At 41.1% G+C, this 24,123-nt stretch carries 21 protein-coding genes, 3 tRNA genes, 5 pseudogenes and 1 other annotated feature; of the genes and pseudogenes, 12 read left to right on the forward strand and 17 right to left on the reverse strand.

All coding sequences use genetic code 11. The annotated features are described in order from the left end of the window. Window positions 1–129 precede the first annotated feature (129 nt). Window positions 130–1,830: an NAD-dependent malic enzyme gene (locus tag ACFN7Z_RS16865; protein ID WP_058952388.1), complete on the reverse strand. Its 1,701-nt coding sequence runs from the start codon at window positions 1,828–1,830 to the stop codon at window positions 130–132. A 272-nt stretch (window positions 1,831–2,102) separates the two neighbouring features. Between ACFN7Z_RS16865 and ACFN7Z_RS16870 the strand changes: the two genes are divergently transcribed. Continuing rightward, on the forward strand, window positions 2,103–2,702 hold the full coding sequence (locus ACFN7Z_RS16870) for a hypothetical protein (RefSeq protein WP_058952389.1): 600 nt from the start codon (window positions 2,103–2,105) through the stop codon (window positions 2,700–2,702). A gap of 8 nt (window positions 2,703–2,710) precedes the next feature. Here ACFN7Z_RS16870 and ACFN7Z_RS16875 read toward each other — a convergent pair whose 3' ends face one another. Continuing rightward, a complete protein-coding gene (locus ACFN7Z_RS16875; protein WP_081316843.1) occupies window positions 2,711–2,995 on the reverse strand; it encodes a DUF2798 domain-containing protein in 285 nt (94 codons plus the stop codon). 177 nt (window positions 2,996–3,172) lie between these two features. Between ACFN7Z_RS16875 and argS the strand changes: the two genes are divergently transcribed. Both argS and ACFN7Z_RS16885 read left to right on the forward strand, forming a co-directional pair. Beyond that, a complete protein-coding gene (gene argS / locus ACFN7Z_RS16880; RefSeq protein ID WP_058952390.1) occupies window positions 3,173–4,978 on the forward strand; it encodes an arginine--tRNA ligase in 1,806 nt (601 codons plus the stop codon). A 278-nt stretch (window positions 4,979–5,256) separates the two neighbouring features. Beyond that, window positions 5,257–5,859, forward strand: coding sequence for an SPOR domain-containing protein (locus ACFN7Z_RS16885; protein ID WP_004684390.1), 603 nt, complete (start codon window positions 5,257–5,259; stop codon window positions 5,857–5,859). Between the two features lie 30 nt (window positions 5,860–5,889). Here ACFN7Z_RS16885 and ACFN7Z_RS16890 read toward each other — a convergent pair. From ACFN7Z_RS16890 to ACFN7Z_RS16925, 8 genes and pseudogenes are all read right to left on the reverse strand, one after another. Further along, a pseudogene (locus ACFN7Z_RS16890) lies at window positions 5,890–6,489 on the reverse strand (alpha/beta fold hydrolase). A 14-nt stretch (window positions 6,490–6,503) separates the two neighbouring features. Beyond that, the gene (locus ACFN7Z_RS16895) at window positions 6,504–7,145 is read right to left on the reverse strand and encodes a glutathione S-transferase family protein (protein ID WP_058952391.1); all 642 of its coding nucleotides are present in this window, start codon (window positions 7,143–7,145) and stop codon (window positions 6,504–6,506) included. A gap of 131 nt (window positions 7,146–7,276) precedes the next feature. After that, window positions 7,277–7,675: an OsmC family protein gene (locus ACFN7Z_RS16900; protein ID WP_058952392.1), complete on the reverse strand. Its 399-nt coding sequence runs from the start codon at window positions 7,673–7,675 to the stop codon at window positions 7,277–7,279. A 100-nt stretch (window positions 7,676–7,775) separates the two neighbouring features. Then, window positions 7,776–8,723: a pirin family protein gene (locus ACFN7Z_RS16905; RefSeq protein WP_058952544.1), complete on the reverse strand. Its 948-nt coding sequence runs from the start codon at window positions 8,721–8,723 to the stop codon at window positions 7,776–7,778. A gap of 260 nt (window positions 8,724–8,983) precedes the next feature. Continuing rightward, window positions 8,984–9,658, reverse strand: a complete 675-nt coding sequence (locus ACFN7Z_RS16910; RefSeq protein ID WP_058952393.1) for an HNH endonuclease — start codon at window positions 9,656–9,658, stop codon at window positions 8,984–8,986. A 195-nt stretch (window positions 9,659–9,853) separates the two neighbouring features. Next, window positions 9,854–11,422, reverse strand: coding sequence for a glutamine-hydrolyzing GMP synthase (gene guaA / locus ACFN7Z_RS16915; protein WP_004684379.1), 1,569 nt, complete (start codon window positions 11,420–11,422; stop codon window positions 9,854–9,856). Window positions 11,423–11,569: 147 nt separating this feature from the next. Continuing rightward, complete coding sequence (locus ACFN7Z_RS16920) at window positions 11,570–11,917, reverse strand: NirD/YgiW/YdeI family stress tolerance protein (protein WP_058952394.1); 348 nt, start codon at window positions 11,915–11,917, stop codon at window positions 11,570–11,572. A 126-nt stretch (window positions 11,918–12,043) separates the two neighbouring features. Further along, window positions 12,044–12,458, reverse strand: a pseudogene (locus tag ACFN7Z_RS16925) (DoxX family protein). A 194-nt stretch (window positions 12,459–12,652) separates the two neighbouring features. Here ACFN7Z_RS16925 and ACFN7Z_RS16930 point away from each other — a divergent pair. Next, window positions 12,653–13,297 carry a DedA family protein gene (locus ACFN7Z_RS16930; protein ID WP_058952395.1) on the forward strand — a complete coding sequence of 215 codons (645 nt, stop codon included), beginning with the start codon at window positions 12,653–12,655 and terminating at the stop codon, window positions 13,295–13,297. Here the strand turns inward: ACFN7Z_RS16930 and ACFN7Z_RS16935 are convergent. From ACFN7Z_RS16935 to ACFN7Z_RS16955, 5 genes are all read right to left on the reverse strand, one after another. Continuing rightward, window positions 13,294–13,887 carry a LysE family translocator gene (locus ACFN7Z_RS16935; RefSeq protein WP_058952545.1) on the reverse strand — a complete coding sequence of 198 codons (594 nt, stop codon included), beginning with the start codon at window positions 13,885–13,887 and terminating at the stop codon, window positions 13,294–13,296. The genes ACFN7Z_RS16930 and ACFN7Z_RS16935 overlap by 4 nt on opposite strands. Before the next feature lie 215 nt (window positions 13,888–14,102). Continuing rightward, the gene (locus ACFN7Z_RS16940) at window positions 14,103–14,492 is read right to left on the reverse strand and encodes a hypothetical protein (protein ID WP_058952396.1); all 390 of its coding nucleotides are present in this window, start codon (window positions 14,490–14,492) and stop codon (window positions 14,103–14,105) included. After that, window positions 14,489–15,343, reverse strand: a complete 855-nt coding sequence (locus tag ACFN7Z_RS16945; RefSeq protein ID WP_058952397.1) for a ParA family protein — start codon at window positions 15,341–15,343, stop codon at window positions 14,489–14,491. The genes ACFN7Z_RS16940 and ACFN7Z_RS16945 overlap by 4 nt, the downstream gene beginning before the upstream one ends. 85 nt (window positions 15,344–15,428) lie before the next feature. Next, window positions 15,429–15,821 carry a SirB2 family protein gene (locus tag ACFN7Z_RS16950; protein ID WP_004983982.1) on the reverse strand — a complete coding sequence of 131 codons (393 nt, stop codon included), beginning with the start codon at window positions 15,819–15,821 and terminating at the stop codon, window positions 15,429–15,431. 14 nt (window positions 15,822–15,835) lie between these two features. Then, complete coding sequence (locus tag ACFN7Z_RS16955; RefSeq protein ID WP_058952398.1) at window positions 15,836–16,144, reverse strand: BolA family transcriptional regulator; 309 nt, start codon at window positions 16,142–16,144, stop codon at window positions 15,836–15,838. 221 nt (window positions 16,145–16,365) lie between these two features. Between ACFN7Z_RS16955 and ACFN7Z_RS16960 the strand changes: the two genes are divergently transcribed. The 3 genes from ACFN7Z_RS16960 (at window position 16,366) to ACFN7Z_RS16970 (ending at window position 16,671) form a co-directional block, all read left to right on the forward strand. Further along, a tRNA-Gly gene (locus ACFN7Z_RS16960) sits at window positions 16,366–16,441 on the forward strand. Window positions 16,442–16,482: 41 nt separating this feature from the next. Further along, a tRNA-Gly gene (locus tag ACFN7Z_RS16965) sits at window positions 16,483–16,558 on the forward strand. A gap of 37 nt (window positions 16,559–16,595) precedes the next feature. After that, a tRNA-Gly gene (locus ACFN7Z_RS16970) sits at window positions 16,596–16,671 on the forward strand. Between the two features lie 79 nt (window positions 16,672–16,750). On the opposite strand, the gene ACFN7Z_RS16975 is transcribed toward ACFN7Z_RS16970, so the two are convergent. Then, a complete protein-coding gene (locus tag ACFN7Z_RS16975; protein ID WP_131229815.1) occupies window positions 16,751–17,452 on the reverse strand; it encodes an IS1 family transposase in 702 nt (233 codons plus the stop codon). A 100-nt stretch (window positions 17,453–17,552) separates the two neighbouring features. On the opposite strand from ACFN7Z_RS16975, the pseudogene ACFN7Z_RS16980 reads away from it, so the two are divergent. From ACFN7Z_RS16980 to ACFN7Z_RS17000, 5 genes and pseudogenes are all read left to right on the forward strand, one after another. After that, a pseudogene (locus ACFN7Z_RS16980) lies at window positions 17,553–17,916 on the forward strand (MbcA/ParS/Xre antitoxin family protein). A 108-nt stretch (window positions 17,917–18,024) separates the two neighbouring features. Next, a pseudogene (locus ACFN7Z_RS16985) lies at window positions 18,025–18,167 on the forward strand (transposase domain-containing protein); the annotation flags it as partial. Between the two features lie 190 nt (window positions 18,168–18,357). Further along, window positions 18,358–18,660 carry a helix-turn-helix transcriptional regulator gene (locus ACFN7Z_RS16990; protein WP_004681114.1) on the forward strand — a complete coding sequence of 101 codons (303 nt, stop codon included), beginning with the start codon at window positions 18,358–18,360 and terminating at the stop codon, window positions 18,658–18,660. A 4-nt stretch (window positions 18,661–18,664) separates the two neighbouring features. Beyond that, window positions 18,665–19,924, forward strand: a complete 1,260-nt coding sequence (locus ACFN7Z_RS16995) for a type II toxin-antitoxin system HipA family toxin (RefSeq protein WP_159151651.1) — start codon at window positions 18,665–18,667, stop codon at window positions 19,922–19,924. Window positions 19,925–20,051: 127 nt separating this feature from the next. Further along, a pseudogene (locus ACFN7Z_RS17000) lies at window positions 20,052–20,610 on the forward strand (transposase); the annotation flags it as partial. After that, window positions 20,291–20,407: a sequence feature (AL1L pseudoknot), on the forward strand. It overlaps the preceding pseudogene by 117 nt. An 87-nt stretch (window positions 20,611–20,697) precedes the next feature. Here the strand turns inward: ACFN7Z_RS17000 and ACFN7Z_RS17005 are convergent. Further along, on the reverse strand, window positions 20,698–24,045 hold the full coding sequence (locus ACFN7Z_RS17005) for a DEAD/DEAH box helicase (RefSeq protein ID WP_058952402.1): 3,348 nt from the start codon (window positions 24,043–24,045) through the stop codon (window positions 20,698–20,700). Window positions 24,046–24,123 lie beyond the last annotated feature (78 nt).

Below are 24,123 nucleotides of genomic sequence, written 5' to 3' on the forward strand. Positions count from 1 at the left end.
TTTATACTTGTGCGCGGAGTGTACAAAATGTCTTTTTTTTAATCTAGTAAAATAATGTTAATGAAGACGCAGCTCTCAAAAAATAAAAAGGAGCATCATGCTCCTTTTTATTCGATCTCATTTTAAGCTTTAGAAGGCGACACGTTTATAGTGACGATACTCTGGCTTCCAAAAGTTCTTCTCAATCGCGTGTTGCAATTGTTCATCACTAATAATCGGGGCTACACCTGCATCCATTGCTGCTTTGGCCACTTTGAAGGCTATCAGCTTAGAGACCTTCTGAATTTCATCAATCTCAGGCAATAAATCTGCTGTAGGATTCACGAGCATCGGTGAGCAATCTGCCAAAGCATTACTCGATGCAATTAACATGGAGTCGGTCACACGGGTTGCATTGGCCGCAATCACGCCCAGCCCAATGCCCGGGAAGATATACGAGTTGTTGCACTGCGAAATATTATAAATTTTGCCTTGATAGTTGACTGGAGCAAAAGGACTGCCCGTCGCAATCAAAGCCTTGCCGTCTGTCCAGTGAATAATATCCGCTGGCACCGCTTCGACACGCGACGTTGGGTTAGACAGTGGCAGCACAATCGGACGATCACAGTTCGAAGCCAAAGTGCGAATCACTTCTTCAGTGAATAAGCCCGGCTGACCTGATACTCCAATCAACACGGTAGGTTTGGCATTTTTCACGACATCGAGCAGTGAAATCACTTCTTCAGCATTGCCCCATTGCGCTATCACCTCTGGTTTTTGTGCCAATTTACGTTGGAAATCGAGTAGATTTGGCTGATTTTCAGTGATTAAACCAAAACGATCGACCATATACACGCGTGCACGCGCTTCGGCATCAGTTAAACCTTCAACTTTCATCTGCGCAACAATTTGCTCAGCAATCCCACAGCCTGCTGAACCCGCACCTAAGAAGGCAACGGTTTGATCTTTGAGCTGTTTACCTGCCGCACGTGATGCAGCAATCAAACTACCCACAGAAACGGCTGCGGTACCTTGAATATCATCATTAAAACAACAGATCTCATCACGGTACTTATTCAATAACGGCATGGCATTATTTTGCGCGAAGTCTTCAAATTGAATTAAGGCTTTCGGCCAACGACGCTTGATCGCAGCAATGACTTCATCGACAAAGGCATAGTACTCATCACCACTGATACGCGGTTGATTCCAACCCATATAAATCGGGTCATTCAGTAACTGCTGATTATTGGTCCCGACATCGAGGGTAATTGGTAAGGTGTAAGCTGGGCTAATACCACCACACGCGGTATATAGCGACAATTTTCCAATGGGAATACCCATCCCGCCAATGCCTTGATCTCCCAAGCCTAAAATACGCTCGCCGTCGGTAATCACAATGACTTTGACATTTTTCTTGTTGATGTTATGCAAGATGTCATCAATATGCGCACGGTCTGGATAAGAAATAAATGTGCCACGATGGCGACGATAGATATCCGAGAAACGCTGACAAGCCTCACCCACCGTTGGGGTATAGATGATCGGCATCATCTCACTTAAGTGGTTTTCAATGAGGTGATAAAACAAGGTTTCGTTGGTGTCTTGAATGTTACGCAAGTAAATGTGTTTATTGATCGCATCATTAAAAGCACAGTACTGTTGATAAGAACGCTGACTTTGTTCTTCAATGCTTTCTTCAACATGCGGAATTAAACCATGCAAGTTGAAGCGAGTGCGCTCTTCTTCCGTAAACGCCGATCCTTTATTTAACAGCGGCAACTCAAGTAAAGTATTGCCCGCATAAGGGATGTATAAGGGTTGTTTTGTCTTTAAATATTCTGTCGTCATTACCTATCTCGTTATACATAGATTTAGATGAACCTATGGGGAGAATCTATGCATCTAATTCGGCTACTAGCTTAGCGTCATTTGCTCGTCTTTTGATATTTATAAGCGTGATGTAATTATCAAAGCGATTTAGTCTGAAAATAAAAATCAAACCGACTCAACGTAAAAATGACGTTTACGGTAGCCTTTCGGTCAAATAGCGCATGGATAAAATTTGAACTTGAATAAAGCTCAAGCTAAGCTAGCGCTTTTATTTCTTCTTTATATTAAAAATGATCATCAAAAAATTGATGTTGTTGAGCCTTGCGTGTCTTTACCTCACACAAATGACAGCATGCCAATCCATTTCTACGGCACAAACTACAGTGAGTGATAAAATTACAGGACTATTTGGTCATAACGAAAAATTACCTGAAATCGATCCCAAAGGCATTGTCGATATCAGTAAAGCCACCATCGAGCAATATGAGCAACTCAGTGCAAATTTACCCTTGAACCAATGGGTCTATTTGGAGAATGAAAAACAAGGGATTTATCAGCTACAAAACAAATCGACCGAAGGCTTTGTGCTCTCACTACGTCTGAATTGTAAAATCAGCAGTCATCCGCCTACATTTGAGCTTCAAGATGCACAAGGCAAACGTATCTTATATGGCTATGATAAAGAAGCAGGACAGATTCAGTTTTTACTCGACAACAAAAACTACGGCAATCCCTTTGATCCATTTCAACGTCAAACCCTGAGTCGTTTTCAACAACAGCTTGCCAGTGCCAAAGTAATTAAGCTCTTTCATGCAAGCAAACTGTATCGTTTTCAAAACCAAAATGCAGAACTCCTGAGCAAACCTGTCTCATGCCGTGAAAATAGCTAAAATGGAGGTTATTTGGGTGGGTTCAAATGTGACATATCGACAAACACACCGGTTAATCGGCGTACAATCGGCAGCACAATGAGCACTACAGGATAGGCCACCACCCAAGACATCATCCATGCGGACAGCCAAACCTGTAGCAAATTGTCCACCCAGCCCAAATTGCGCCAAAGATTGATCATTGAGATAATGCCACTCATAAAAAATGAGATAAAAAACGGCAAAATAAACATGGCATATTTTGCTGGTAACTTGGGAATATTGCCAATGATCATCGGTCGCTGTTCAGACACGTTTTATCCTTAAAAGTATGCGTTTTGGTTCTCATCATACTGCGCTTTTCATGTTTATTGCAGCGCAATCGTTAGCAGTTTTTGAACATTTTTTATTCTATAAAAATGGATTCACCTAAAGACGCGGAAATTTGCTATATTTAGCGTTTTTCTGCGACATTAAATTTTCGACTGAATATGAACACGGCAATCCAAGCAGCTCTCGAGCACGCAGTACAAAACCTTCAAGCTGAAGGTATCCTTCCAGCAGACTGGAACAACAGCAGTACTTTGACGCGTACCAAAGACCGAAGCCACGGGGATTTCGCGTCCAATATCGCAATGATTGCCTCTAAAGCTGCGGGTATGAAGCCTCGTGATTTAGCCGAAAAAATTCTTGCTGCGCTGCCAGAAGTGGCGGACATCAGCAAAGCAGAAATCGCAGGTCCTGGCTTTATTAACTTCTTCTTAAATGCCGACCAACGTTTTGCCGTGCTCGATCAAATTCAAGCGCAAGGCAATCAGTTTGGTCGCACGCAAGCCAATGCTGCGAAAAAAATTCAAGTAGAATTTGTTTCTGCCAATCCAACGTCTAGCTTGCATGTCGGCCATGGTCGTGGCGCTGCCTATGGGATGACGGTTGCAACGTTGCTTGAAGCAACAGGTGCAACGGTAGACCGTGAATATTATGTGAATGATGCAGGCCGTCAAATGGACATCCTTGCAACATCTACCTATTTACGCTACCTCGAATTAACAGGCCAAGAACTGGTTTTCCCTAAAAATGCCTATCAAGGCGATTATGTTAAAGAAATCGCGCAAAGCATTATCGATGCTGATGGCGATGCCTACGTCCGCCCTGTGGCAGACGTCTATAAAGATGTCCCTGAAGATGTGCAATATGCAGAAGAACTCGATGCTGATGGCAATAAAGTTGTCCTTTCAGGTGACAAAGAAAAGCACATCGATGGTTTAATTCATAATTCACAAAGCTTAATCGGTGACGCTTACCGTGTATTCCACCAAGCAGCACTCAATGCGATCTTAGATGACATCAAAGATGACTTGGGCGAGTTTGGCGTAACCTTTAACCAATGGTTCAGCGAAGCTTCATTGACAGACAAAATTGATGAAGCTTTAGCCACTTTAGAACAACGTGGTTTCTTATACGAAAAAGACGGCAACATTTGGTTCGAATCGACTGAATTTGGCGATGAAAAAGACCGTGTTGTGAAGCGTCGTAATGGGCAAACCACTTACTTTGCTTCTGACATTGCTTATCACCTAAACAAATTACAACGTGGCTATACCGATATCATTGATATCTGGGGCTCAGACCACCATGGCTATATTTCACGGGTTAAAGCCGCGATTGATGCCTTGGGTTATGACTCGAAAAAACTCACCGTTCTATTGGTTCAGTTCGTCAGCCTATGGCGTGGTGGTGAGATGGTACAAATGTCATCTCGTTCTGGTCAGTTCGTGACTTTACGTGACCTACGTAAAGAAGTGGGCAACGATGCTGCACGTTTTTACTACGTGATGCGTAAGTCTGAGCAACACATTGACTTTGACTTAGACCTTGCAGTTTCACAAAGCAAAGACAATGCGGTGTACTACATCCAGTATGCGCATGCACGTGTCAATCGTATGGTCGATGTGAAAGCACCTGAAAAAGGCATTCCTTTTGATCGTAGCAAAGTAGCTGATTACGATGCGACCTTATTAACTCTTGACGCTGAAACTGAAATTCTTGCCAAACTTGCAGCCTATCCTGAAATTGTGCTTCGTGCTGCAAATAGCTATGAACCACACCAAGTGGGTAACTATTTGAAAGAACTCGCAGCATTATTCCATGGTTGGTATAACTTGGATAATACAAGAATTATCGACGAACAGAATATTGCCCTTTCGCAAGCCCGTTTATTACTTTCAATAAACGTACAACAAGTTTTGCGTAATGGTTTAGAGTTACTAGGTGTGTCTGCACCTGAAGCCATGTAATAAGTCAAGCAAAGCTTCACACATGGCTGCAAGACCGAAAGCTATGCTTGAGGTAACGATGTAAAAAGCAACGCTTTGCACATCGTCGCAAGATGAAGGGCTTTGCCCGAAGTAGCCATATCAACCCCGATGTATTGCTCGCTTTGTGAAACTTGAATTTTGCAAAGCGATTCTTTATTTTACGATGATGCCTCTTTTAATCCCTTGAGGCCAAGTATTAAAATAAAGAAAAGAATGGGCCAGTCCCTCATATTGATTAAAAGAAAAGAGGTTTCCACGTGTTTGGAAAAACGCAGCGCGGTGTATCTGAAAGACCGAACAAACCCAAAAAGCCACTGATTCCAGCTTGGCTCGGTACACTTGTGGTCATTTTAATCGTGCTCTGTTTTGCTGTAGCACTGTTACTGTGGAAACCTTGGGCACCAGTGAAGCCGAAAGGGCAAATCACTTCGGAACATTATCAAGAAGAAACCAATAAAGACTACCGTTTCTATGACCTACTGCCACAGCAGCAAGTGACGCCGATTCCTGATCAAGCCATTCCTGAAACCAAAGACAATCCAAGCACTGTGGTGATTGTTGAAGCACCTGCTGCCGAAGAAAGCACCCCTGCTGAACCGGGTTTAACCGAAGCAGCACCGACACCGCAAGCGCCAAGTTTTATATTGCAAGTCCGCAGTTACCCTGACCCAGACAGTGCCGATGCACGTCGTGCAGAAATTATCTTAAATGGTCTCTCTGCCGATGTCGTCAAAACCGTTGAAGGTGGCCAAACATGGTATCGCGTGATTTCAGGGCCATATGACTCGCAAGAAGCCGCAGTGATTGCGCAACAAACCCTACAACATAGTGGCATTGACTCAATTGTGGTCAAACGCTAAAACAAAAAAAGGATGCCTCGGCATCCTTTTTTATACTCTGAGTTTGACGAGAAAATTTTGAATCAATTGCGCAACATGCTCCGCATGCACATAAGCCAAATCATGTTGACCCTGTGACACGATGTGCAATTTAGCATGTGGGATTTGACGGTGTAAGGCCTGCCCCACCGCAACAGGACTAATCGGATCTGCATCGCCCCAAATCAGCAGAACTGGACAACGGATATGCTCCAAACTGTCCGTCAAATCAGACTGATGCTGAATAAACTAATCAGGAACCGTAAAGCTCTGTTGATAATCCTCTCTCCAATCCGCCAGTTGAAAAGGACTTAAATCAATGCCGCCTGAGGTTGCCACGAGCACCAAGGCCCGCACCTGTTCAGGTTTTTGTAGGGCAGCTTGTACTGCAAAAATGCCACCCATAGATTGTGCAATGACCACAGAAGGCTGTTGAATTTGATTCAATACATCGTCTTGTAAGCTCTCAAAACTTTGCACACCCACATCATCAGGATAACCACCAAAGCTCGGATAAGCGACGACCATGGTTGAATCGTCCTGTAGGAGTTGGATAACAGGTTGCCAAAATGCCGTATTGCCCGATGCACCGGGCAAAAAAATCAGGTTCAAATCATCACAACCCACTAGAAACCACTGAGCTCTTTGGCTTTTTTAAATGCTGGGCGCTGCTGAATGCGCTGTGCATAAGCAACCATTTGAGGGTTATGGGCTTTTACCCGCTCTTGCATCGCCACCACAGGAAAGCTCATTTGAATATCGGCAAAGGAAAAATCACCTGCAAAATAGTCATGTTGAGATAAATAATCTTCCAAATATGCACTGTGCTCTTTCAAGCGTGGATTAATAAAACCGCCTTTCACCCCATCACAAATTTTATTGGCAAGCGGTTTAATTAGAAAGGGAACATGCTTGGGTACATTACTCATCACCAAGGTCATAACCAAATATGGCATCAAAGAGCCTTCGGCATAATGCATCCAGTAGTTGTATTGCATTAAATCCTTTGGATTTTGCGGTTTAAACTTATGTTCTGTATCGTAGGTGGCTTGCAAGTATTCTAAAATCACCGCAGATTCTGCTATGACCAAATCACCATCGGTCAAAACAGGGGCTTTACCTAAGGGATGAATGTTTTTTAACTCAGGTGGCGCAGCATAGGTCGGCAGACGTTTATAAAACTTCACCTCATACTCCAGCCCTAACTCTTCCAAAGCCCATAAAATGCGTAAAGAGCGTGAATGTTCCAAATGGTGCAGGGTAATCATTGTTGTGCCTTTTGTTTTAATTGAAATCTAGCACTCACTTTACGCTAAAATTTGGATTTTGCACCTGTCGATATACATGAATACCCAGTCGCGCAAAATCCTTTACCACCTATAAAAAACCGTCAAGCGAGTTAAACAATTGAAGTTTCAATCTCGACGGAACGTAATAAAGTTTTAGTGACCGGTGTTTTTTGACAGATGTCTAAGATTTTTTGGCGCACTTCTTCTGTCAATGTTTGCTCAAACGACAAACGACGACTAATCCATTCTCGGCCTTCTTTATTGGCATTAAAATCTGCTTCCACACTAAAAGCCCCCCACTCGATACCTTTGTGCTGCGCATACATCCTTAGGGTAATCATGGTGCAGGAAATCAAACCTGTACAAATAAAGTCATAAGGTGCTGGGCCTTTGTCCTGACCGCCAAAAGACGCTGGTTTATCGGTGATGAATTGATGTCGCCCACTGCTTACTTGACCAGACCATGCTTCGACGCATGTTTTGACTTCCGCATTCGCAATTATTGCCATTTTTTATTATCCTATTTTTCATTGAATTATTTTGAATAGGTTTCAAGTATTTAAACTGTCCACCTATTCTATTGTTAAACGATTTTTCGCAGTATTCCCTTTATTTTGAAGCGCGCATTTGGTCTGGAAATGCCGGAGCTTCCAAGCGCGGGCCTTCATAGTCAGGAATTGAACCAAAACGTTCATCTTGCGCAATCCACTGATCACGCGCAATTTTTAATTCTTCTTGAGTACGACCCACAAAATTCCACCACAGTAAAATTGGACTTTCAAATGGCTCACCACCTAACAGTAACAAGCGACTGCCAGCATGGATTTCAATTTCAATCGCACTTACACCCTGCTCGAGCACCACCATATTGTCTTCAGTCAGTTCGTGTCCATTGACCGTAGCAGTTCCTTCTAAAGCCATAAAGCCATATTCAAAGTTAGGATTGAGTGTTAAACGGGTTTTGGTGCTTTCTGTTGCGCTTAAGTCCACTCCTAACAGCTCGGTATAAACACTCACAGGTGAGGTAGTATTTAAAAACTCTCCGACCAAAACGGTAAATTCCACCCCATCTTTTTCCACCACTGGCAGTTCTGGATAGTGATCGAAACGGGGTTCAACAGCAATTTGTGCATCAGGCAATGCAATCCACAATTGTGCTGCATGCATTTTAGTTTCTGTATCTGGTGCGACTTCCGTATGGGAAATCCCGTGTCCTGCGGTCATTAAATTGACCTGTTTTGGACGAATCAGCTGTTTGCTGCCCAAACTGTCGGTATGCATCATGGTGCCTTCTATCATCCATGTAAAGGTTTGCAAACCGATATGTGGATGTGGGCCAACATCTAAACCGTACCCTTGAGGGAAGGTTACAGGGCCTGCATGATCTAAGAAACACCATGCACCAATCATTCGTTTATGGCGACTTGGCAGCGCGCGTTTGATGACCGTCCCTTGGCCGATTTCAGCACTTCTCAGTGGAAACTCTTGAATGAATTGATTTACGTATTTTTCACAGTCATCCGAATGTGATAGTTCAGTATAGTTATTATTCGTCATGTGCTTACTCATTACAGATCCATATGTCCTAGATCATAACAAGCAGATTCCCAACTGCACATCCCTAAAAATAGAATGCTGATTCTTAAACTTGGGACAATATCTTGTGTTTTCAAAACTTAACTACAAGGCAATGAGTGAATGTAAAAATGTTGTTACATCTTTATTTTTTAAAGATTACGACCACCTGAAAATAAGAAAAATATTATTGTGTAAGCCCTTTTGATAAATGAAATATACAGATTTCTCAATTTTCATGCCTACCCCATATAAATTTCATTCTGATGATAGTGTAGATAAGGCAGGTGTTTTACATCCAAGTGCAATTTTAAATGTGTTGGAATAGAAAAGAACTCTTTATCAATCTTATTGAGCTTTTTCGAAATCTGAACTATCCCCGTGTCAAGAAAAGTAATAAATCCTTGATCAAATAGACGGTCAAAATTTGGAGACAATAAGAATCCATTATAAACATCTACTTTTTCATTTCCATCACACTTTGCCCAAGGCTTAATATGGGATGCAATTAACAATCTACTATGACTAAAGCCTGTGACTGCACAATAGGGATAAAAATCAAAAAGCTTTTTCCTGAACTTATTTTGAATCAGTCTGACTTTAACTAAACGCTCAGCATCTGTTGTAAATATTTGTTTTTCCGTAAATATTGACTCATCATTAACATCAATTTCTTTTAAAAAGTCACCATAATGCTTCAATGCAGAAGAATACATATTATTCCCCACTCGGTTTCTATCTTGATAGATATCTAAAGTAAAAATTGTCTGCTTTAATGCTTCAAACTCAATGCTGTTTTGAGGTAACTCATAACTAGGTAACCACTCATTAATTCTATTTTTTATAACTAAATCATATTTTAAAGCTGTAGCCTTTGAAAGATTCTTATTCTGTATTAACCAATGATAAAAATTCATCCCTCTCTCCCTACCTCGTTATATAAAAAAGGACGCCTAAGCGTCCTTTTCAAAGAGTAATTTCTCATTCACTGCCGCGAGCATAGCTCTTGGCGTAATTTAGGCAAGAAGCTTCGCTTCTTGAAAGCCTTTCTGCCGCAGACGTAGCCTTTGGCGTAAAACTGGCATGAAGCGTTGCTTCATGAAAGCCCAGTTTTACTCCCATTCAATCGTTGCTGGTGGCTTAGACGACACGTCATAAACGACACGAGAAACATCTTTAATTTCGTTCATGATGCGTGTCGAAATTTTATCAACCAAATCATAAGGAAGATGTGCGAAACGCGCTGTCATAAAGTCAACCGTTTCAACAGCACGAAGTGCAATCACCCATGCATAACGACGACCATCACCGACGACACCAACAGATTTCACCGGTTGGAATACAGCAAATGCTTGCGCAGTTTTATCATACCAACCACTTGCACGAAGCTCTTGCATAAAGATATCATCTGCAAGACGTAAAATGTCTGCATATTCTTTCTTCACTTCACCCAAAATACGCACGCCCAAACCTGGACCTGGGAATGGATGACGATATAGCATTTCAAACGGTAAACCTAAAGTTGTACCTAAACGACGCACTTCATCTTTAAATAAATCACGGATTGGCTCAACCAATTCAAAAGCCAAGTCATCTGGTAAACCGCCCACATTATGGTGTGATTTAATCACATGCGCTTTACCATTTTTAGTTGCAGCAGATTCAATCACGTCTGGGTAAATCGTACCTTGAGCAAGGAAGTTTACGCCATCAAGCTTACGCGCTTCTTCAGCAAAAACTTCGATGAACTCACGACCAATGATTTTACGTTTTTTCTCAGGATCAACTTCACCAGCAAGTGCAGTCAAGAAACGCTCTTCCGCATCGGCACGAATTACACGGATACCCATGTTTTTCGCAAACATGTCCATCACTTGCTCGCCTTCGTTCAAACGAAGCAGACCATTATCAACGAATACACAAGTCAATTGATCGCCAATCGCACGGTGTAAAAGCGCAGCAACCACTGATGAATCAACACCACCCGACAGACCTAAAAGAACTTTTTGATCGCCAATTTGCTGACGTAATTGTTCAACACGTAAGTCAATGATGTTTTCAGAGTTCCACAGGCTACGACAGCCACAAATGCTGTGTACAAAGTTAGATAATAACTCTGCACCTTTTGCAGTGTGCGTTACTTCTGGGTGGAACTGAATACCATAAAAACGACGCGTTTCATCAGAAACCATCGCAACTGGACAGCTTGGTGTGCTTGCAGTGATTTGGAAACCTTCAGGAATCGCTGTCACTTTGTCACCATGACTCATCCAGACTTTAAGTTGGTCTTTGGTGTCTTCAAGATCACCAATCAACTTGTCACGAACTTGGATGTTTACTTCGGCATAACCGAACTCATGTACAGTACCCGGCTCAACTTTACCGCCAAGCTGTGCAGACATGGTTTGTAAGCCATAGCAAATACCCAAAACTGGTACACCTAAGTTGAACACAACTTCTGGCGCACGTGGGCTGCCTTCTTCGTGTACGCTCTCAGGACCACCTGATAAGATGATACCGTTTGGATTAAATGCACGAATGTCTTCTTCAGACATGTCATAGGCATACATTTCAGAATATACGCCAGCTTCACGTACGCGGCGTGCAATAAGCTGGCTATATTGAGAACCGAAATCCAAAATAAGGATACGATCTTCAGTAATTTGAGTATTGGTAGTCATGACAAACAACTATGAAAGGCAAACGAATATAAGCGCCGTATTCTAGCATTTTTCCGCGCATAACGCACATAATTCGGACAAGCTTTATACAACGCTTAAAACCCAATGGTTTTTATATCAAAAAGCACGCTTTCGCGTGCCTGATGTTTATTTCAAAACTTTTTCTATTTTAACGGCTTCAATATCGGTCGGTTTATAACGATGTGTATCCACCTCTCCCACAACCTGCACTTTATCACCTGCTTTAATATTAGATGCTTTCCATAAATCGTCATCAATATCCAGCAAAATAACCCCTGTACCATCGCTGAACTCGTAGTGGTCTTCATTGAGATGTTTCAGCAGTGTCCCTTTTAAAGTGACCGCCGTTTCATCTTTGAGCTTTGCAATGGCTGACACAGAGACATGATTCTTTGCTGCTTCTTGTAAAATGATATGGTCATCTTTAGCCCATGCACCAGTGGCAAGACTTAAACTTGTAATACATAACCCTATTTTAAAAAGATTTTTTCATCTTATTTTCCTCATGTTTTATTGATCTTGATCAAAAAAAATAACGTCCACACCGTACTTTCTTGTAAATAAAAAAGCAGCATCCTGTATGCTGCTTTTCATTTTGAATTATTTTTCAATCAAATGATCTAGACTCATTTTTCCTGCACCATGCAGCATTAGAAAAAATAGACCACCTACCATGGCAAAATTTTTCATAAAATTAATGCTGACTTGTGCGCCATCGTGAAAAATAAACGCGGTAATAACACTAAATAGGTCTAAGCCAAACGCAGCAAAGCGGGCTTGAAAACCAAATAACAGCGCTAAGCCACCACCAAACTCAACTAAAATGGTTAAAGGTAATAGCGCTCCAAGTCCTCATCGACTCCATATACCCTAAAGTTACGCTATAAGCTGAAATTTCTCCCTAGCCTGCAACAAGGAAAATATAAGCCATCAGTACACGGGGAATTAAAGCTAAAACTGCATCGGTATTGGGTTGATTGACAATATTTTTGGCCACAACATTTCGATTAAATATTTTTACACCTTTAAATAGGTTTTATTTGAAGTTGTAGCTATCTTAATGTTCTCTATTTTTAGAATAAATATCCATTTTCATCACACATCGTTTTAAGATAAGAACACTGATAGCTAAATTTATTTACGTTTTAATACTGACTTCTGATAACGAGACTGCTAGGATTTCCGCACTCTTTTGCTTATTTGTGCCCCATGGAACTGATTGATTTTATATTACATGTCGATGACCATCTGCTTGAGTTTATCACCAACTATGGGGTTTGGATTTATGCAATTTTGTTTCTCATCATCTTTGTGGAAACAGGTTTGGTGGTCATGCCGTTCCTACCCGGCGACAGCTTATTGTTTGCCGCAGGTGCCTTAGCAGCATCCACAGGTGCAATGAATCCGTGGACTCTTGGTGTTTTACTTTTTATCGCGGCCGTACTGGGCGATACGCTGAATTATCACATTGGTCGTTATATTGGACCGCGCGTTTTTGAAATCGAATCCCGTTTCATCAATAAACAACATCTGATTAATACACAAAAATTCTTTGAAAAACATGGTGGTAAAACCATTATTTTTGCGCGTTTTATTCCTTTTGCGCGGACTTTTGCACCTTTTGTAGCAGGTGCAGGAAAAATGGATTACAAATTTTTCCTATCTTATAACCTAATTGGCGCATTCTGCTGGATTGGTTCATTCATTACTTTAGGCTATATTTTTGGTAATGTGCCTGTGGTCAAAGATAATTTCACGCATCTGATTTTCGGCATTATTATTATTAGCATCTTGCCGGGAATCATTGGTTTTATTCGTGCCAAATTAAAGAAAAAATCAACCACTGAAGCTTAAGCAAAAAAACGTAGAATCACGGGAAACATACACACCACCAACAACATGGCCGATCCTTTATATAAGAGATCGGCTTTTATTTGTTTGGACTCACCCGATAAAATGGCACGGCCAAAAGACATCCAGAACAGTGCCGTTGGCAATAACACCAGACTAAACACCGCAAACACCAAAAAGAAATTGGTGGGATTATCCCAGGCTTCATAGGGAAAAATACCCGCAGCAAATAAGACCGCTTTCGGATTTTTCAAAGTAGAAAAAAACAATTGTTTAGGTCGAATCGAGGTAAAACGTTGATTATGTTTTTCTAAGTGTGAGCTTTTCCACAAATGAAAAGCCAGCCAGAACACATAGACTGCACTGAGTGCATGTAAAAGGTCTATCAGATAAGGCCAAGTCGGGGTGCTAAGATGAATCAGGAGTGCCCATAAATTGATGGCATAGAAATACCCTAACAGTTCTGCGGGTACAAGTAAGCTGGTCTTCGCCAGACCTTGCTGATGTGCAGAGCTTGCGAGTAAAGCATTGGTTGGTCCCGGAATCATCAAGACAGCAATCATTGCCAATACAAACAGCCAACTCTCAATCATAGACATCCAACAACAGCATTAAAGATGCGCAATTTAGCCGAAAAAGAGCGGTTTCCTCAAGCCAAAGTCGAAAAAAATACAGAACCCATGAGGTAAAAAAGTGCGTGTTAAAACGATAGTCTATTGTTTTATTGAAATTATTTTCGAAACATTTTGCTAAGATTTTAATGACTGCTGAAAGGTTGAACCCTTCAGCAGGATGAATAAATGCGGCATTAATTCGTCTTATTTTGCACGGTAATCGCACAGCCTTTGAATTTTGCAGCCTGTACAATCGCCTCTTGCTGACCCAAAAGTCGTGAAATTTCAGTTTTTTTAGTATTCGATGATTGTCCCATATTCACTGAAACGCTTGGACCAAAGCCCCAACCGCCACCATGACTCCATCCACCACCCAGACCTAGACCCACGCCGACACCCGTACGTTTCGCAGTAGGTACACCTTCATCTAAATGTTGCTGAATCCGATTATATTCCGCTTGTAACTGTTGGCAGTTCAAAGCTTGATACTGTGTAGGAGAGACATAAGTCGGTTTAACCGTTGTGGCGCAGGCGCTCAATAACAGCGTAGTGCCCATTAAAAAAGCAATTGTGATCTTTTTCATGCTGAATCTCGCAATTTATTATTCTCAATCTCATTGAACAATGATTGATAGGCCTGCGTCAATTTATGATCGTGTGCCAAATGAATTAAGGGTAAATTTTTGTGATGCGATTCTTTCATCAGCACCGATGGGGGCAACATACTTTCTAGTACAGGAAGACCTTCATCCTTCAGCTGTTGCACCACTTCACGCGGAAGTTTGGCCTGCGCTTGGAACTGATTCACGACAATGCCTTCAATTTCCAAATGATCATTATGATCGTCTTGAGTTTCAAGCACATTTTCGATCAAAGTTTGCAGTGCACGTTTAGAAAAGACATCACAATCAAACGGAATCAGGACTTTATTAGCTGCAATCAGTGCCGACAAAGTAAAGAAGTTAAAGGCTGGCGGTGTATCGATATAAACACGATCATATTTTCCAGCAAGCTGTTGTAACGCATCACGCAGTTTATAAATTTTATGTTTTGACTCTAACGCATAAGCCAATGCCCCAAGGCTTGGGCTGGCTGGAATCACATCCAAATTTTTAAAAGGGGATTGGTGTACATAACTTTCTAAGCCTTTAGCTCGTCCTTTGAGGATCGAACCAATGGCACTGCCCAATAAACTTTTATTTTGAGTCATTCCAAGCACTTCTTCAAAATAGTTTTCAATATTGGGTTCTAAAGCTGGTTTGTCTGCCGAATACGTTGCGTCATCGCCCAGCACATACTGACTCGAATTCGCTTGCGGATCGAGATCAATCAATAAGGTTCTTAGGCCTTGATGTGCACTAATTGCCGCCAAATTTACTGCAATACTGGACTTACCGACACCACCTTTTTGATTAAATACCACACGTGTATGCATGAAATCCCCTCCTTCTTGTTATTTTTCCGCTATAGATAGCAGTGTAGCGCAGAACAATCGCTGTGCCGATGATTATGTCTAACAATTAGCCAAAGTTTGGTTTAATCATGACTAAACCTAAAATGGATATCATCGCAACCACGGCCAAGAATAAGCCCGCTCGGCGCTGTGTAAGTAAAATGCTGTCTTCTTTTTTATAAGCCTTCGACAAAGCGGACAACATCACTAAAAATAAAACCACTTTGGCATAAAACCATGTTTGCACATCAAAGTTTTTCATCACTAAAAGGACAATCCCGGTCAGTACAATCACCAGCATACTTAAATGCTGAAGAGCAACAAAAGCCGTTCGACCCGCTGGATTAGGCTGATTGCCTTGGACGCCTTTAAATAGCGTCATGGCACGCGCCAAAATCACGACACATGCCAAGCTGACCGCACTCATATGCACGATCTTAATCAATAATTGTGTTTCCATGACTGAATCTCTGCTTAGCTTTTCGGGGCATGTGCACAATTTGGACTAGAAGTGTCTTGTCCTTGCCACTCCTCGGGTAAAAAAGCATGTATAGCCAAAGCATGAATTTTACCAGGACTGAGTAAGTCTCCTGCTACCGCATAAATTTTTTGATGGCGCTGAACTAAGCGTAATCCCGCAAAAATCTCACTCACCACGATCACTTTAAAATGTGATTCTTTACCTGGAAAATAGCCGCCATGACCAGAAGATTCATTCACGACTTCTAAATGTGATGGGGAAAGCTGTTGTAAGCGTTCAATCAATTGCTGCTCCAAGCTCATACCTGTCTCCAAAAATAATGATTCGTTCAGAGTATACCTGTTCCTTCAAGATGTTGAATGCATAAAACCCTTTCAGCTAGCATGAGGCACAACTTTTCACGAGCAAAAGTTAAAAAAATCTCAAGGCATCGTCTAAAACTGGCTTTATTTTATGCAATTAAACTCAGCTTTTTCATAAAGCTATTGACCCTGAACTTGCTTGCTGTATCATACAGCGCTATGCGGGAATAGCTCAGTTGGTAGAGCACAACCTTGCCAAGGTTGGGGTCGCGAGTTCGAGTCTCGTTTCCCGCTCCAAATTTTTTTCAGTGTAAGTTTTAGCAAAAACTGCTCAATACGCGGGAATAGCTCAGTTGGTAGAGCACAACCTTGCCAAGGTTGGGGTCGCGAGTTCGAGTCTCGTTTCCCGCTCCATTTTTTAGTGTAAGTTTTAGCAAAAACTGCTCAATACGCGGGAATAGCTCAGTTGGTAGAGCACAACCTTGCCAAGGTTGGGGTCGCGAGTTCGAGTCTCGTTTCCCGCTCCAAATTCAAAAAAGCCCTCATCGAAAGATGGGGGCTTTTTTATTAGATTTTTTAGGTGGTGTTTTAAAAAGTATGCTGACATTAAATGAAGCCATTATTGATGTAAAAGAAGGTTAAGTCGAAGGCTTTAAAATGGTTTTCAAGCATTTTGGAGAAATTGCAACTTCTTCTAAAACCACGCCTTATTCGATGCCTTATTTTGCAATTATTACCTTCAATTCCTACAGTAAAAAACTTACCAATACTTTGCTTGCAGTTTTTAAAAGCAGTGATGAAACTGTCCCAATGATCACTTGCAATTCGGGTGTAGTGAATACCTAATTGTTTAAGCTTTGTCTTCAACCTTTGGACTGTAGCTAAATCTCTCTTACCCCAAACATAAGCAACAATCTCACCTGTTTTTCGATGGTAGGCGTAAATAAGCCATTGTTTATTATTTTTATTTCCAACAAAAGTCCAGAATTCATCTACTTCGAGAGATTCATAATGACTTTGTTTAGGCTGAATTTGATAGGCCGATTCAGTTAAAGTCCGTAAGACTTTACCGATACTAATGCGCTCAACTTCAGCGATATCTCGTATACCGCTGCCTCTGACCATTAACTGTAATATTTTACGAGTAATGCCAGAATTACATCCTAGACAGCTCAGAGCATGGTCACCAATAAACTGACGTTTGCAGTCTTTGCATTGGTAGTTTTGTTTCCCATCTACTTTGATACCATTTTTCTTTATACTGTCACTGAGGCAGGTTGGACATTTGATTTCTAGAGTTATTTGCATTTCTCTATTTTATCAAAATTCAACCTGCTTTTTTTTAGCATACTTTTTGATACACCACCTAAATTCTATGTATCAGTAACCTCTGAAACAGAGATCAGTTATGCGTAAAACATTAGAAAAAATTGCAAAACAAAAAAAGGTATTGTCTAAATCTGTTTTATCAGCTGCAAAACAACTTGGTTTGACACAGGATCAGCTTGCTATCGTTCTCAATTTAGATTCAGTGGAAACTTTAAATTCGCTTGAGTTAGATCCCGTTTCAAGTCAGGGAGAACTCGCAATTATTTTAATTCGTATTGCGATATCATTAGATGCTCTAACAGGTGGAGAGGCTAAATGGATGCAACATTTTATGAATGTCACCCAATAAATTGTTGAGTGGTATTCCAATAGAACAGATTCAGAACCCTCAGGGATTGGCCTCTGTTTTACAATTGGTGGAAGGCCTTCAGACTAAACTTTAAGATAAGCAAAGTATTACAGAAAAATTTGAAAGTGATAGTCCTCTCCAATAATTCAAATGCGAGGTATAAGAATCCCCTCTTCTTTTCAAGATGTATATGTCTGACCTAATTCCGTCAATAATACAGTCAGCAAAGCTGAATGGCCTAGATCCGTATGCCTATTTAAATGATGTGCTGAAAAGGCTGCCGACACATAAATGACCCAAATAGAAGAATTACTAACACACCGCTGGAAACCTGAACCGAATTAAAAAATAGCTATGGGGTTCAGCGGACGCTTACGTATTAGATTCCTTTAGATTTTAAATATCTAATTAGACTCCTTTAATCTAATAGGATCTAATCAGCCCATTAAGCACCTCATTACCGATCAACTAGCACAGTTAATAACTCCATTATTTTGTGGTTTAATACATATATATAGACATAAGATACAATATTATGGATTTAAAATTCAAAAAACCTGAAGAGGTTGTTACTTCATTATGTGAAAGGCTTCGCAAAGAACGACTTTATCTGGAAATGACTCAGGCAGACGTCGCTACACGTGCTGGTGTTAGTGTGAATACAGTATCTAATCTGGAAGCTGGTCGAAATGTTTCATTTGAAAATTTAGTACGTGTTGCCATGGTATTAGGCCGATTAAAAGAATTAGAGGAACTCTTTAAACCTCATTTAAACAGTGTAAATGACATTCTCCGCTATGAGAGCAATACGGCTCGCCAACGTATCAAAAGGAAATAAGTCCATGCTCAAAAAACTTAATGTTTACTACAATGGATGGGGTGAATATTGGCTTTGGGGTACACTGGTCTCCTCAACCGCAATCACAGGTCGGCCATTAATCGCCTTTGAATACAGTGCAGAAGCGATCAGTAAAGGTTTAGAACTTTCCTCTTACCTACTTCCGTTAAAAGGTGACCCATTAAGAACGAACTTTCATGCACATCAAATGGGATTGCCAGGTCCTATATATGATGCCTTGCCCGATGGTTGGGGCATGCTTCTTATGGATCGCTTATTTAAAAAAAATGGATTTAATCCTGCACGGATTGGGCCATTAGAAAGACTCACGTATATTAATACACATGCGATGGGAGCATTATCCTTTGAACCTTCAGCAACTGAGTTAGCATTAACTGAAAATATCCCACTGATTAAACTCGCTCAAGAAGTTCAGGAAGTTCTCAAAGGAGAAGGTGCAGAATTTTTACAGCATTTATTAATTATGGGTGGATCTCCACAAGGTGCAAGGCCAAAAGCGCTCATCTATCGTGATTCTGTCACCAACGAATTCTCAACAGTTAGCTCACATCAACATGAAGCTTGGCTGATCAAATTTCCCGCTCAGCAAGAGCATCCTGAAGTTTGTGCAATTGAAGCTGTTTATGCAGAATGTTTGCGTCATTGTCATATTGATACCCCTGACACTCAATATTTTACTCTTCCGAATGGATTAACCGCATTTGCATCAAAGAGATTTGACCGCCACGATGGCATGCGTATCCCTATGCAAAGTTTAGCGGCCTTCACCGGAGCTGATTTTAAATCACCAGGGAGTTTAGACTACAGTACCTTTCTTCGCGCTGCACACTTTTTCACCAATGATGTTCGTGAAAAAGCAATTGCATTCAAGCGAGCTGTTTTCAATGTAGTCTTCAATAATCGAGATGATCATTGCAAAAACTTTTCATTTCTGATGTCCCAAAATGGGCAATGGAAACTATCCCCTGCCTATGATGTTACTTTCTGTGAAGGGCCAGGTGGATATCATCAAATGGATATCATGGGTGAGGCACTGGATATTCCTCGACAAGCTCTTGTAAAACTTGGTACTCAGGAAGCGGAACTTTCTGCCCAAGAAGTCGATGAAATTATTAGTTCGATTTGTAAGGTTGCAATCCGATTCAGCAATATCGCTCATGATCTATTACCTGGACAAATTCAAGCAGAGACTATCCAAATGATCCAAAATAGGATTGAGCATAATATCAATTTATTGCACTAAATAGCTTTTACAAAGCTTGAACCGTACCGGGTTTGTCGGAGACCAAACTTTCTGAGATGAGACGCATTGCTTCGCAAGACGTAGCGAAGCGTAGTGATCCGATGAAAAACCTAAATATACCCCTGAAATCAGAGATAGAGCGGTTCAATTATTGATTGAATTTGAAAAAGATTATCCATCGAATTGGGCTGCGATTGTGCCTAAAATTGGTTGCACTCCTGAAACTTTACGAGTTTGGTACCAAAAATATTTAGATCAACAAAATTCAATTAAAGTACAGCAACTTCCATATCAAGAACGTATTAAACAGCCCGAACGTGAAAATAAAGAAGTGCAACGTGCGAATGAAATTCTCCGTAAAGCAGCCACTTTTTTCGCCCAGGTGGAGCTCGAACGCCCACACAAATAATGCTGGATTTCATCCATAACAATAAAGACCTATATGGCGTTGAGCCGAATTGTAAGATTTTACCGATCGCAGCTTCTACCTATTAATTTAATTAAAAATGGGGGTATTACCCCTAGATCTAGTTGATGGGAAGCTTCGCTTCGCAAGGGAACATCAAACAAAGCGAGATCTACATGATTTGCATCATGCTGAATAAATTAAACGAATTTGGAAAGAAAGCTCCGGGCGTTATGGCATTTTAAAAACATCAGACAGCCTATCTAAGAGATTATTTATTGGTCTACTATGATAAGACTAACCCGTTAAGCTAGGTGGCCTAACTTAAATAAAAAAGTCTCCGACAAACCCGGTACAGTTCACCAAACTAAAATTTCTCAAACAAGTTCATCACGTCATTTTCCGTCAGTTTCGCTTCGCCCTCATGATCGGTACTTAGAATAGAGTGTGCCAGTTCTGCTTTATTTTGCTGTAAGGCAAGAATTTTTTCTTCTATGCTTTTATTGGTAATCAGCTTATACACAAATACTGGCTTGTCCTGTCCAATCCGCCATGCACGATCTGAAGCTTGATCTTCAGCAGCAGGGTTCCACCATGGATCATAGTGAATGACCGTATCTGCGGCAGTTAGATTCAGACCGACCCCTCCTGCTTTCAGACTGATTAAAAATATCGGCACTTGTCCAGACTGAAACGCTGTAATGACTTCATCTCGCTTTTTGGTCTTTCCAGTCAGCTTCACATAGCCAATTTCTGCGTGATGGAGGTGTTGCTCAATCAGTTCCAACATTGAGGTAAACTGAGAGAAGATAAGAATTTTTCGCCCCTCCTCCACCATTGGAACGACCATATCCATCAACTGTTCAAGTTTGGCAGAGTTTGCCTGCCCAATTTTCACTGAATCCAGCTTTAGTAAGCTAGGATGGCAGCACACCTGACGTAGCTTCAGTAAGGCATCTAAAATTTGAATTTGACTACGTTTAAAGCCTTTTTCTGCCACAATTTTCTGAATATTTTCCTGCATCGTGGCACGAACAGCCTCATATAACTTGGATTGCTGGTCATTCATATCAATATTGACTTCAATCGTGGTTTTTTCTGGCAATTCTTTGGCTACGTCAGTTTTCAAGCGACGTAAAATGAAGGGCTTAATCCGGTTGACCAGCTTTTGCCTTAACTGCTGATCACCGCGTTTTTCAATCGGATGACGGTACTTTTTATTAAAAATTTCTTGTGAATATAAAAATCCTGGCATCAGGAAATAAAATAGTGCCCACAGTTCACCCAAATGATTTTCCATCGGGGTACCTGTTAGACACAAACGATGTCGTGCTTTTAATTGCCGTACTACCTGTGCAGCTTTGGCACGCGGATTTTTAATATTCTGCGCCTCATCTAAAATGAGTTGATGATATTCATATTGCTTTAATTGTTCTTCATCTCTCGCTAGAAGCGGATAGGTGGTTAACACAATATCATAGTGCGGAATCTGCTCAAAATTCTGATGGCGGTCGGGCCCCTGTAGCAGCAATACCTTCAGCTGAGGGGTAAATTTCTCCGCTTCTTTGAACCAGTTATGCATCAGCGATGTGGGTGCAACAATTAAGGCGGGACTGTCCTGCAAATATCCAGCCTGCTTTTCCATGAGTAAATGGGCTAAAGTTTGTGCTGTTTTCCCCAAGCCCATATCATCTGCCAGAATCCCGCCATGCTGGGTTTCCCTTAAAAACTGTAACCAGCCTAAGCCCTGCTGCTGGTATGGACGCAACTCCCCCTGAAAACCTTGTGGTGTCGGCAGTTGTTGCTGATAGCCTTGTTTGAATTTCTGTACAAATTGCTGCAGGCGATCACTGACCTGCCATGTCATCCCAAGATTATGCTGCAATTCTAATAATTGACTCGCATCATAGCGATCAATACTGCGCTCTTCTTGCTGTAAAATGCTCTGCAGATGCAACAATACCGGCTTAATATCCCTAGCGGATAGAGCCAAATCAGGTTGATCAACTGCAGTTTTCACGGTGAAAATTTGACTGTCATGCAGATGAATAAACGTCCGCGGATCAAGTAAATCAGGATTTACTCGCACCAAAGCTACGAGCGCATCAAGCAAATTATAAGAATTGCCTGCACTGTCTTGAACCGTCGCCCCGATATTGAACCAGTCCTGCTGGCCTTCAGATTCAGTGATAGAAATATTTAAATTTTCAACATATTGCAGATTAAAGGGGCTGTTTTCCAGATGCTCTATCTGCCAGCCCATCAACTCAATTTGATTGATGGGCATCAGCTGTTTGATCCAGTCTCCATAGAAAGCAAAAACCATAGAATCAAGACGTTGTTTATCCAGTTTTAATTGATGGTCATAACTAAGATCTTTCACCCACTTCAGTGATTCGACCAATAGCTGTAAACGCTGGATTGACTGTTGTTCCTGAACTAAGTCCCGAAGCTGTCGCACCATTTTGCCATGCTGTTCATCAATAAAACTGTCACCTGATGTACCTGCTTTAATTCGCCCACCTGCATAGGAGAATTCAATTTCGGCACAAACAGACTCTTCCCATTTCCAATCAAATTTATTTAAAACACCGAAGCGTAAAATTGGCTGGGGACTTCCCTCAAGGACATCAATATGCTGAATAGACTCGGGCTGAGGCAGATTTTTCACGTCTGAATATTGATGAGTCAGTTTCTCAAACTCTGGCAAGAGCTTAGCTGGAAGATCAGGCATCTGTAAAAAATGGTACAGAAGATTTGCCGTATATTCACCATATAACTGGCCCACCGTGTTCTGTTGAATATCCACATAACATCGTGGATGGCTCGCGAGAATCTGAATATGAGGATTTGATTTTAAATCGAGCCGAATATCACCATTGACCAATTCAATGTTTAAATGCTCTGTCTGTTTGTTTAAACCTTGTTGCCAGATCAGTTCGATGTGATAGCCTTGTTCTGACCATTGAAGTGCAGTATGGCTCTTTTTTTTCCAGTACACATCGCCACTTTGAATAAAAGATTTGAAATGCTCCAATAAAATGCTTGAGATATCAAGATTGCTTTGATAAAAGCGTTCGTCACTGTTTATTTTGGCATAATAATAAATCTGGTTAAATAATTGTCGTTTTTGTTCAGGTAAAGTCAGATGCTTTCTGGTGATATTTTCATATTGGGTATAATAACTTTCCCCCGCAATTGAGCCGTTTTTATTGCGTCTGGCTTTCTGAACATCAACTGTCAATTTCTTTAAGCTGACAGACTGATCTAGCAGGTAAATTAAATAATTGTTTGTTTTGACAGATTGCTCTGGTTCAGTCTGTTGTAAATACCGTTTAAAATCATTCAACCAGCGCTGCGCCTGATCATCCTGCCGTTGGCGTTTTGCGATTCCCTGCGGGGATTGAGATTCAGCATAACGCTGTTGAAATTCCTGACGATATTCTTGAAAGAATAACCGCGCTAAAGCAGCAGCATGTTTACAGTTATATCCAACCGGACAAGTGCAGTCGTCATCGATTAAACGGTCTTTTTTAAGATTATAGGTAATCGCGGTATCGTAATAATCTGTCCCTTCAATTTGAGCATACATCGTGACATCATCATTTTCCTCAAAGAACTCAATTGTTTCTCTATCAATGTGTTTAGCATAGCTCAGACTGCGCTGAAGAGTTGCAGTACTAAAGCGAGATAGAAAGTTGATCAATGAGGACATAATTACCAGACACCAAAAATGTTTATACAATAATAACGGACAAAGCTGTCATTTCAGAACAGTAGTGCTCGCCAACGT

It is taken from the genome of Acinetobacter sp. P1332 (assembly GCF_044057475.1).
GTDB lineage: Bacteria > Pseudomonadota > Gammaproteobacteria > Pseudomonadales > Moraxellaceae > Acinetobacter > Acinetobacter johnsonii.

Excerpts from the sequence above, each read along its gene's own strand:
- ACFN7Z_RS16865 (WP_058952388.1), bottom strand. The coding sequence starts at position 1,830 with ATGACGACAGAATATTTAAAGACAAAACAACCCTTATACATCCCTTAT.
- ACFN7Z_RS16870 (WP_058952389.1), top strand. The coding sequence starts at position 2,103 with ATGATCATCAAAAAATTGATGTTGTTGAGCCTTGCGTGTCTTTACCTC.
- argS (WP_058952390.1), top strand. The coding sequence starts at position 3,173 with ATGAACACGGCAATCCAAGCAGCTCTCGAGCACGCAGTACAAAACCTT.
- ACFN7Z_RS16895 (WP_058952391.1), bottom strand. The coding sequence starts at position 7,145 with ATGATTACCCTGCACCATTTGGAACATTCACGCTCTTTACGCATTTTA.
- ACFN7Z_RS16900 (WP_058952392.1), bottom strand. The coding sequence starts at position 7,675 with ATGGCAATAATTGCGAATGCGGAAGTCAAAACATGCGTCGAAGCATGG.
- ACFN7Z_RS16905 (WP_058952544.1), bottom strand. The coding sequence starts at position 8,723 with ATGACGAATAATAACTATACTGAACTATCACATTCGGATGACTGTGAA.
- ACFN7Z_RS16910 (WP_058952393.1), bottom strand. The coding sequence starts at position 9,658 with ATGAATTTTTATCATTGGTTAATACAGAATAAGAATCTTTCAAAGGCT.
- guaA (WP_004684379.1), bottom strand. The coding sequence starts at position 11,422 with ATGACTACCAATACTCAAATTACTGAAGATCGTATCCTTATTTTGGAT.
- ACFN7Z_RS16930 (WP_058952395.1), top strand. The coding sequence starts at position 12,653 with ATGGAACTGATTGATTTTATATTACATGTCGATGACCATCTGCTTGAG.
- ACFN7Z_RS16935 (WP_058952545.1), bottom strand. The coding sequence starts at position 13,887 with ATGATTGAGAGTTGGCTGTTTGTATTGGCAATGATTGCTGTCTTGATG.
- ACFN7Z_RS16940 (WP_058952396.1), bottom strand. The coding sequence starts at position 14,492 with ATGAAAAAGATCACAATTGCTTTTTTAATGGGCACTACGCTGTTATTG.
- ACFN7Z_RS16945 (WP_058952397.1), bottom strand. The coding sequence starts at position 15,343 with ATGCATACACGTGTGGTATTTAATCAAAAAGGTGGTGTCGGTAAGTCC.
- ACFN7Z_RS16950 (WP_004983982.1), bottom strand. The coding sequence starts at position 15,821 with ATGGAAACACAATTATTGATTAAGATCGTGCATATGAGTGCGGTCAGC.
- ACFN7Z_RS16955 (WP_058952398.1), bottom strand. The coding sequence starts at position 16,144 with ATGAGCTTGGAGCAGCAATTGATTGAACGCTTACAACAGCTTTCCCCA.
- ACFN7Z_RS16975 (WP_131229815.1), bottom strand. The coding sequence starts at position 17,452 with ATGCAAATAACTCTAGAAATCAAATGTCCAACCTGCCTCAGTGACAGT.
- ACFN7Z_RS16990 (WP_004681114.1), top strand. The coding sequence starts at position 18,358 with ATGGATTTAAAATTCAAAAAACCTGAAGAGGTTGTTACTTCATTATGT.
- ACFN7Z_RS16995 (WP_159151651.1), top strand. The coding sequence starts at position 18,665 with ATGCTCAAAAAACTTAATGTTTACTACAATGGATGGGGTGAATATTGG.
- ACFN7Z_RS17005 (WP_058952402.1), bottom strand. The coding sequence starts at position 24,045 with ATGTCCTCATTGATCAACTTTCTATCTCGCTTTAGTACTGCAACTCTT.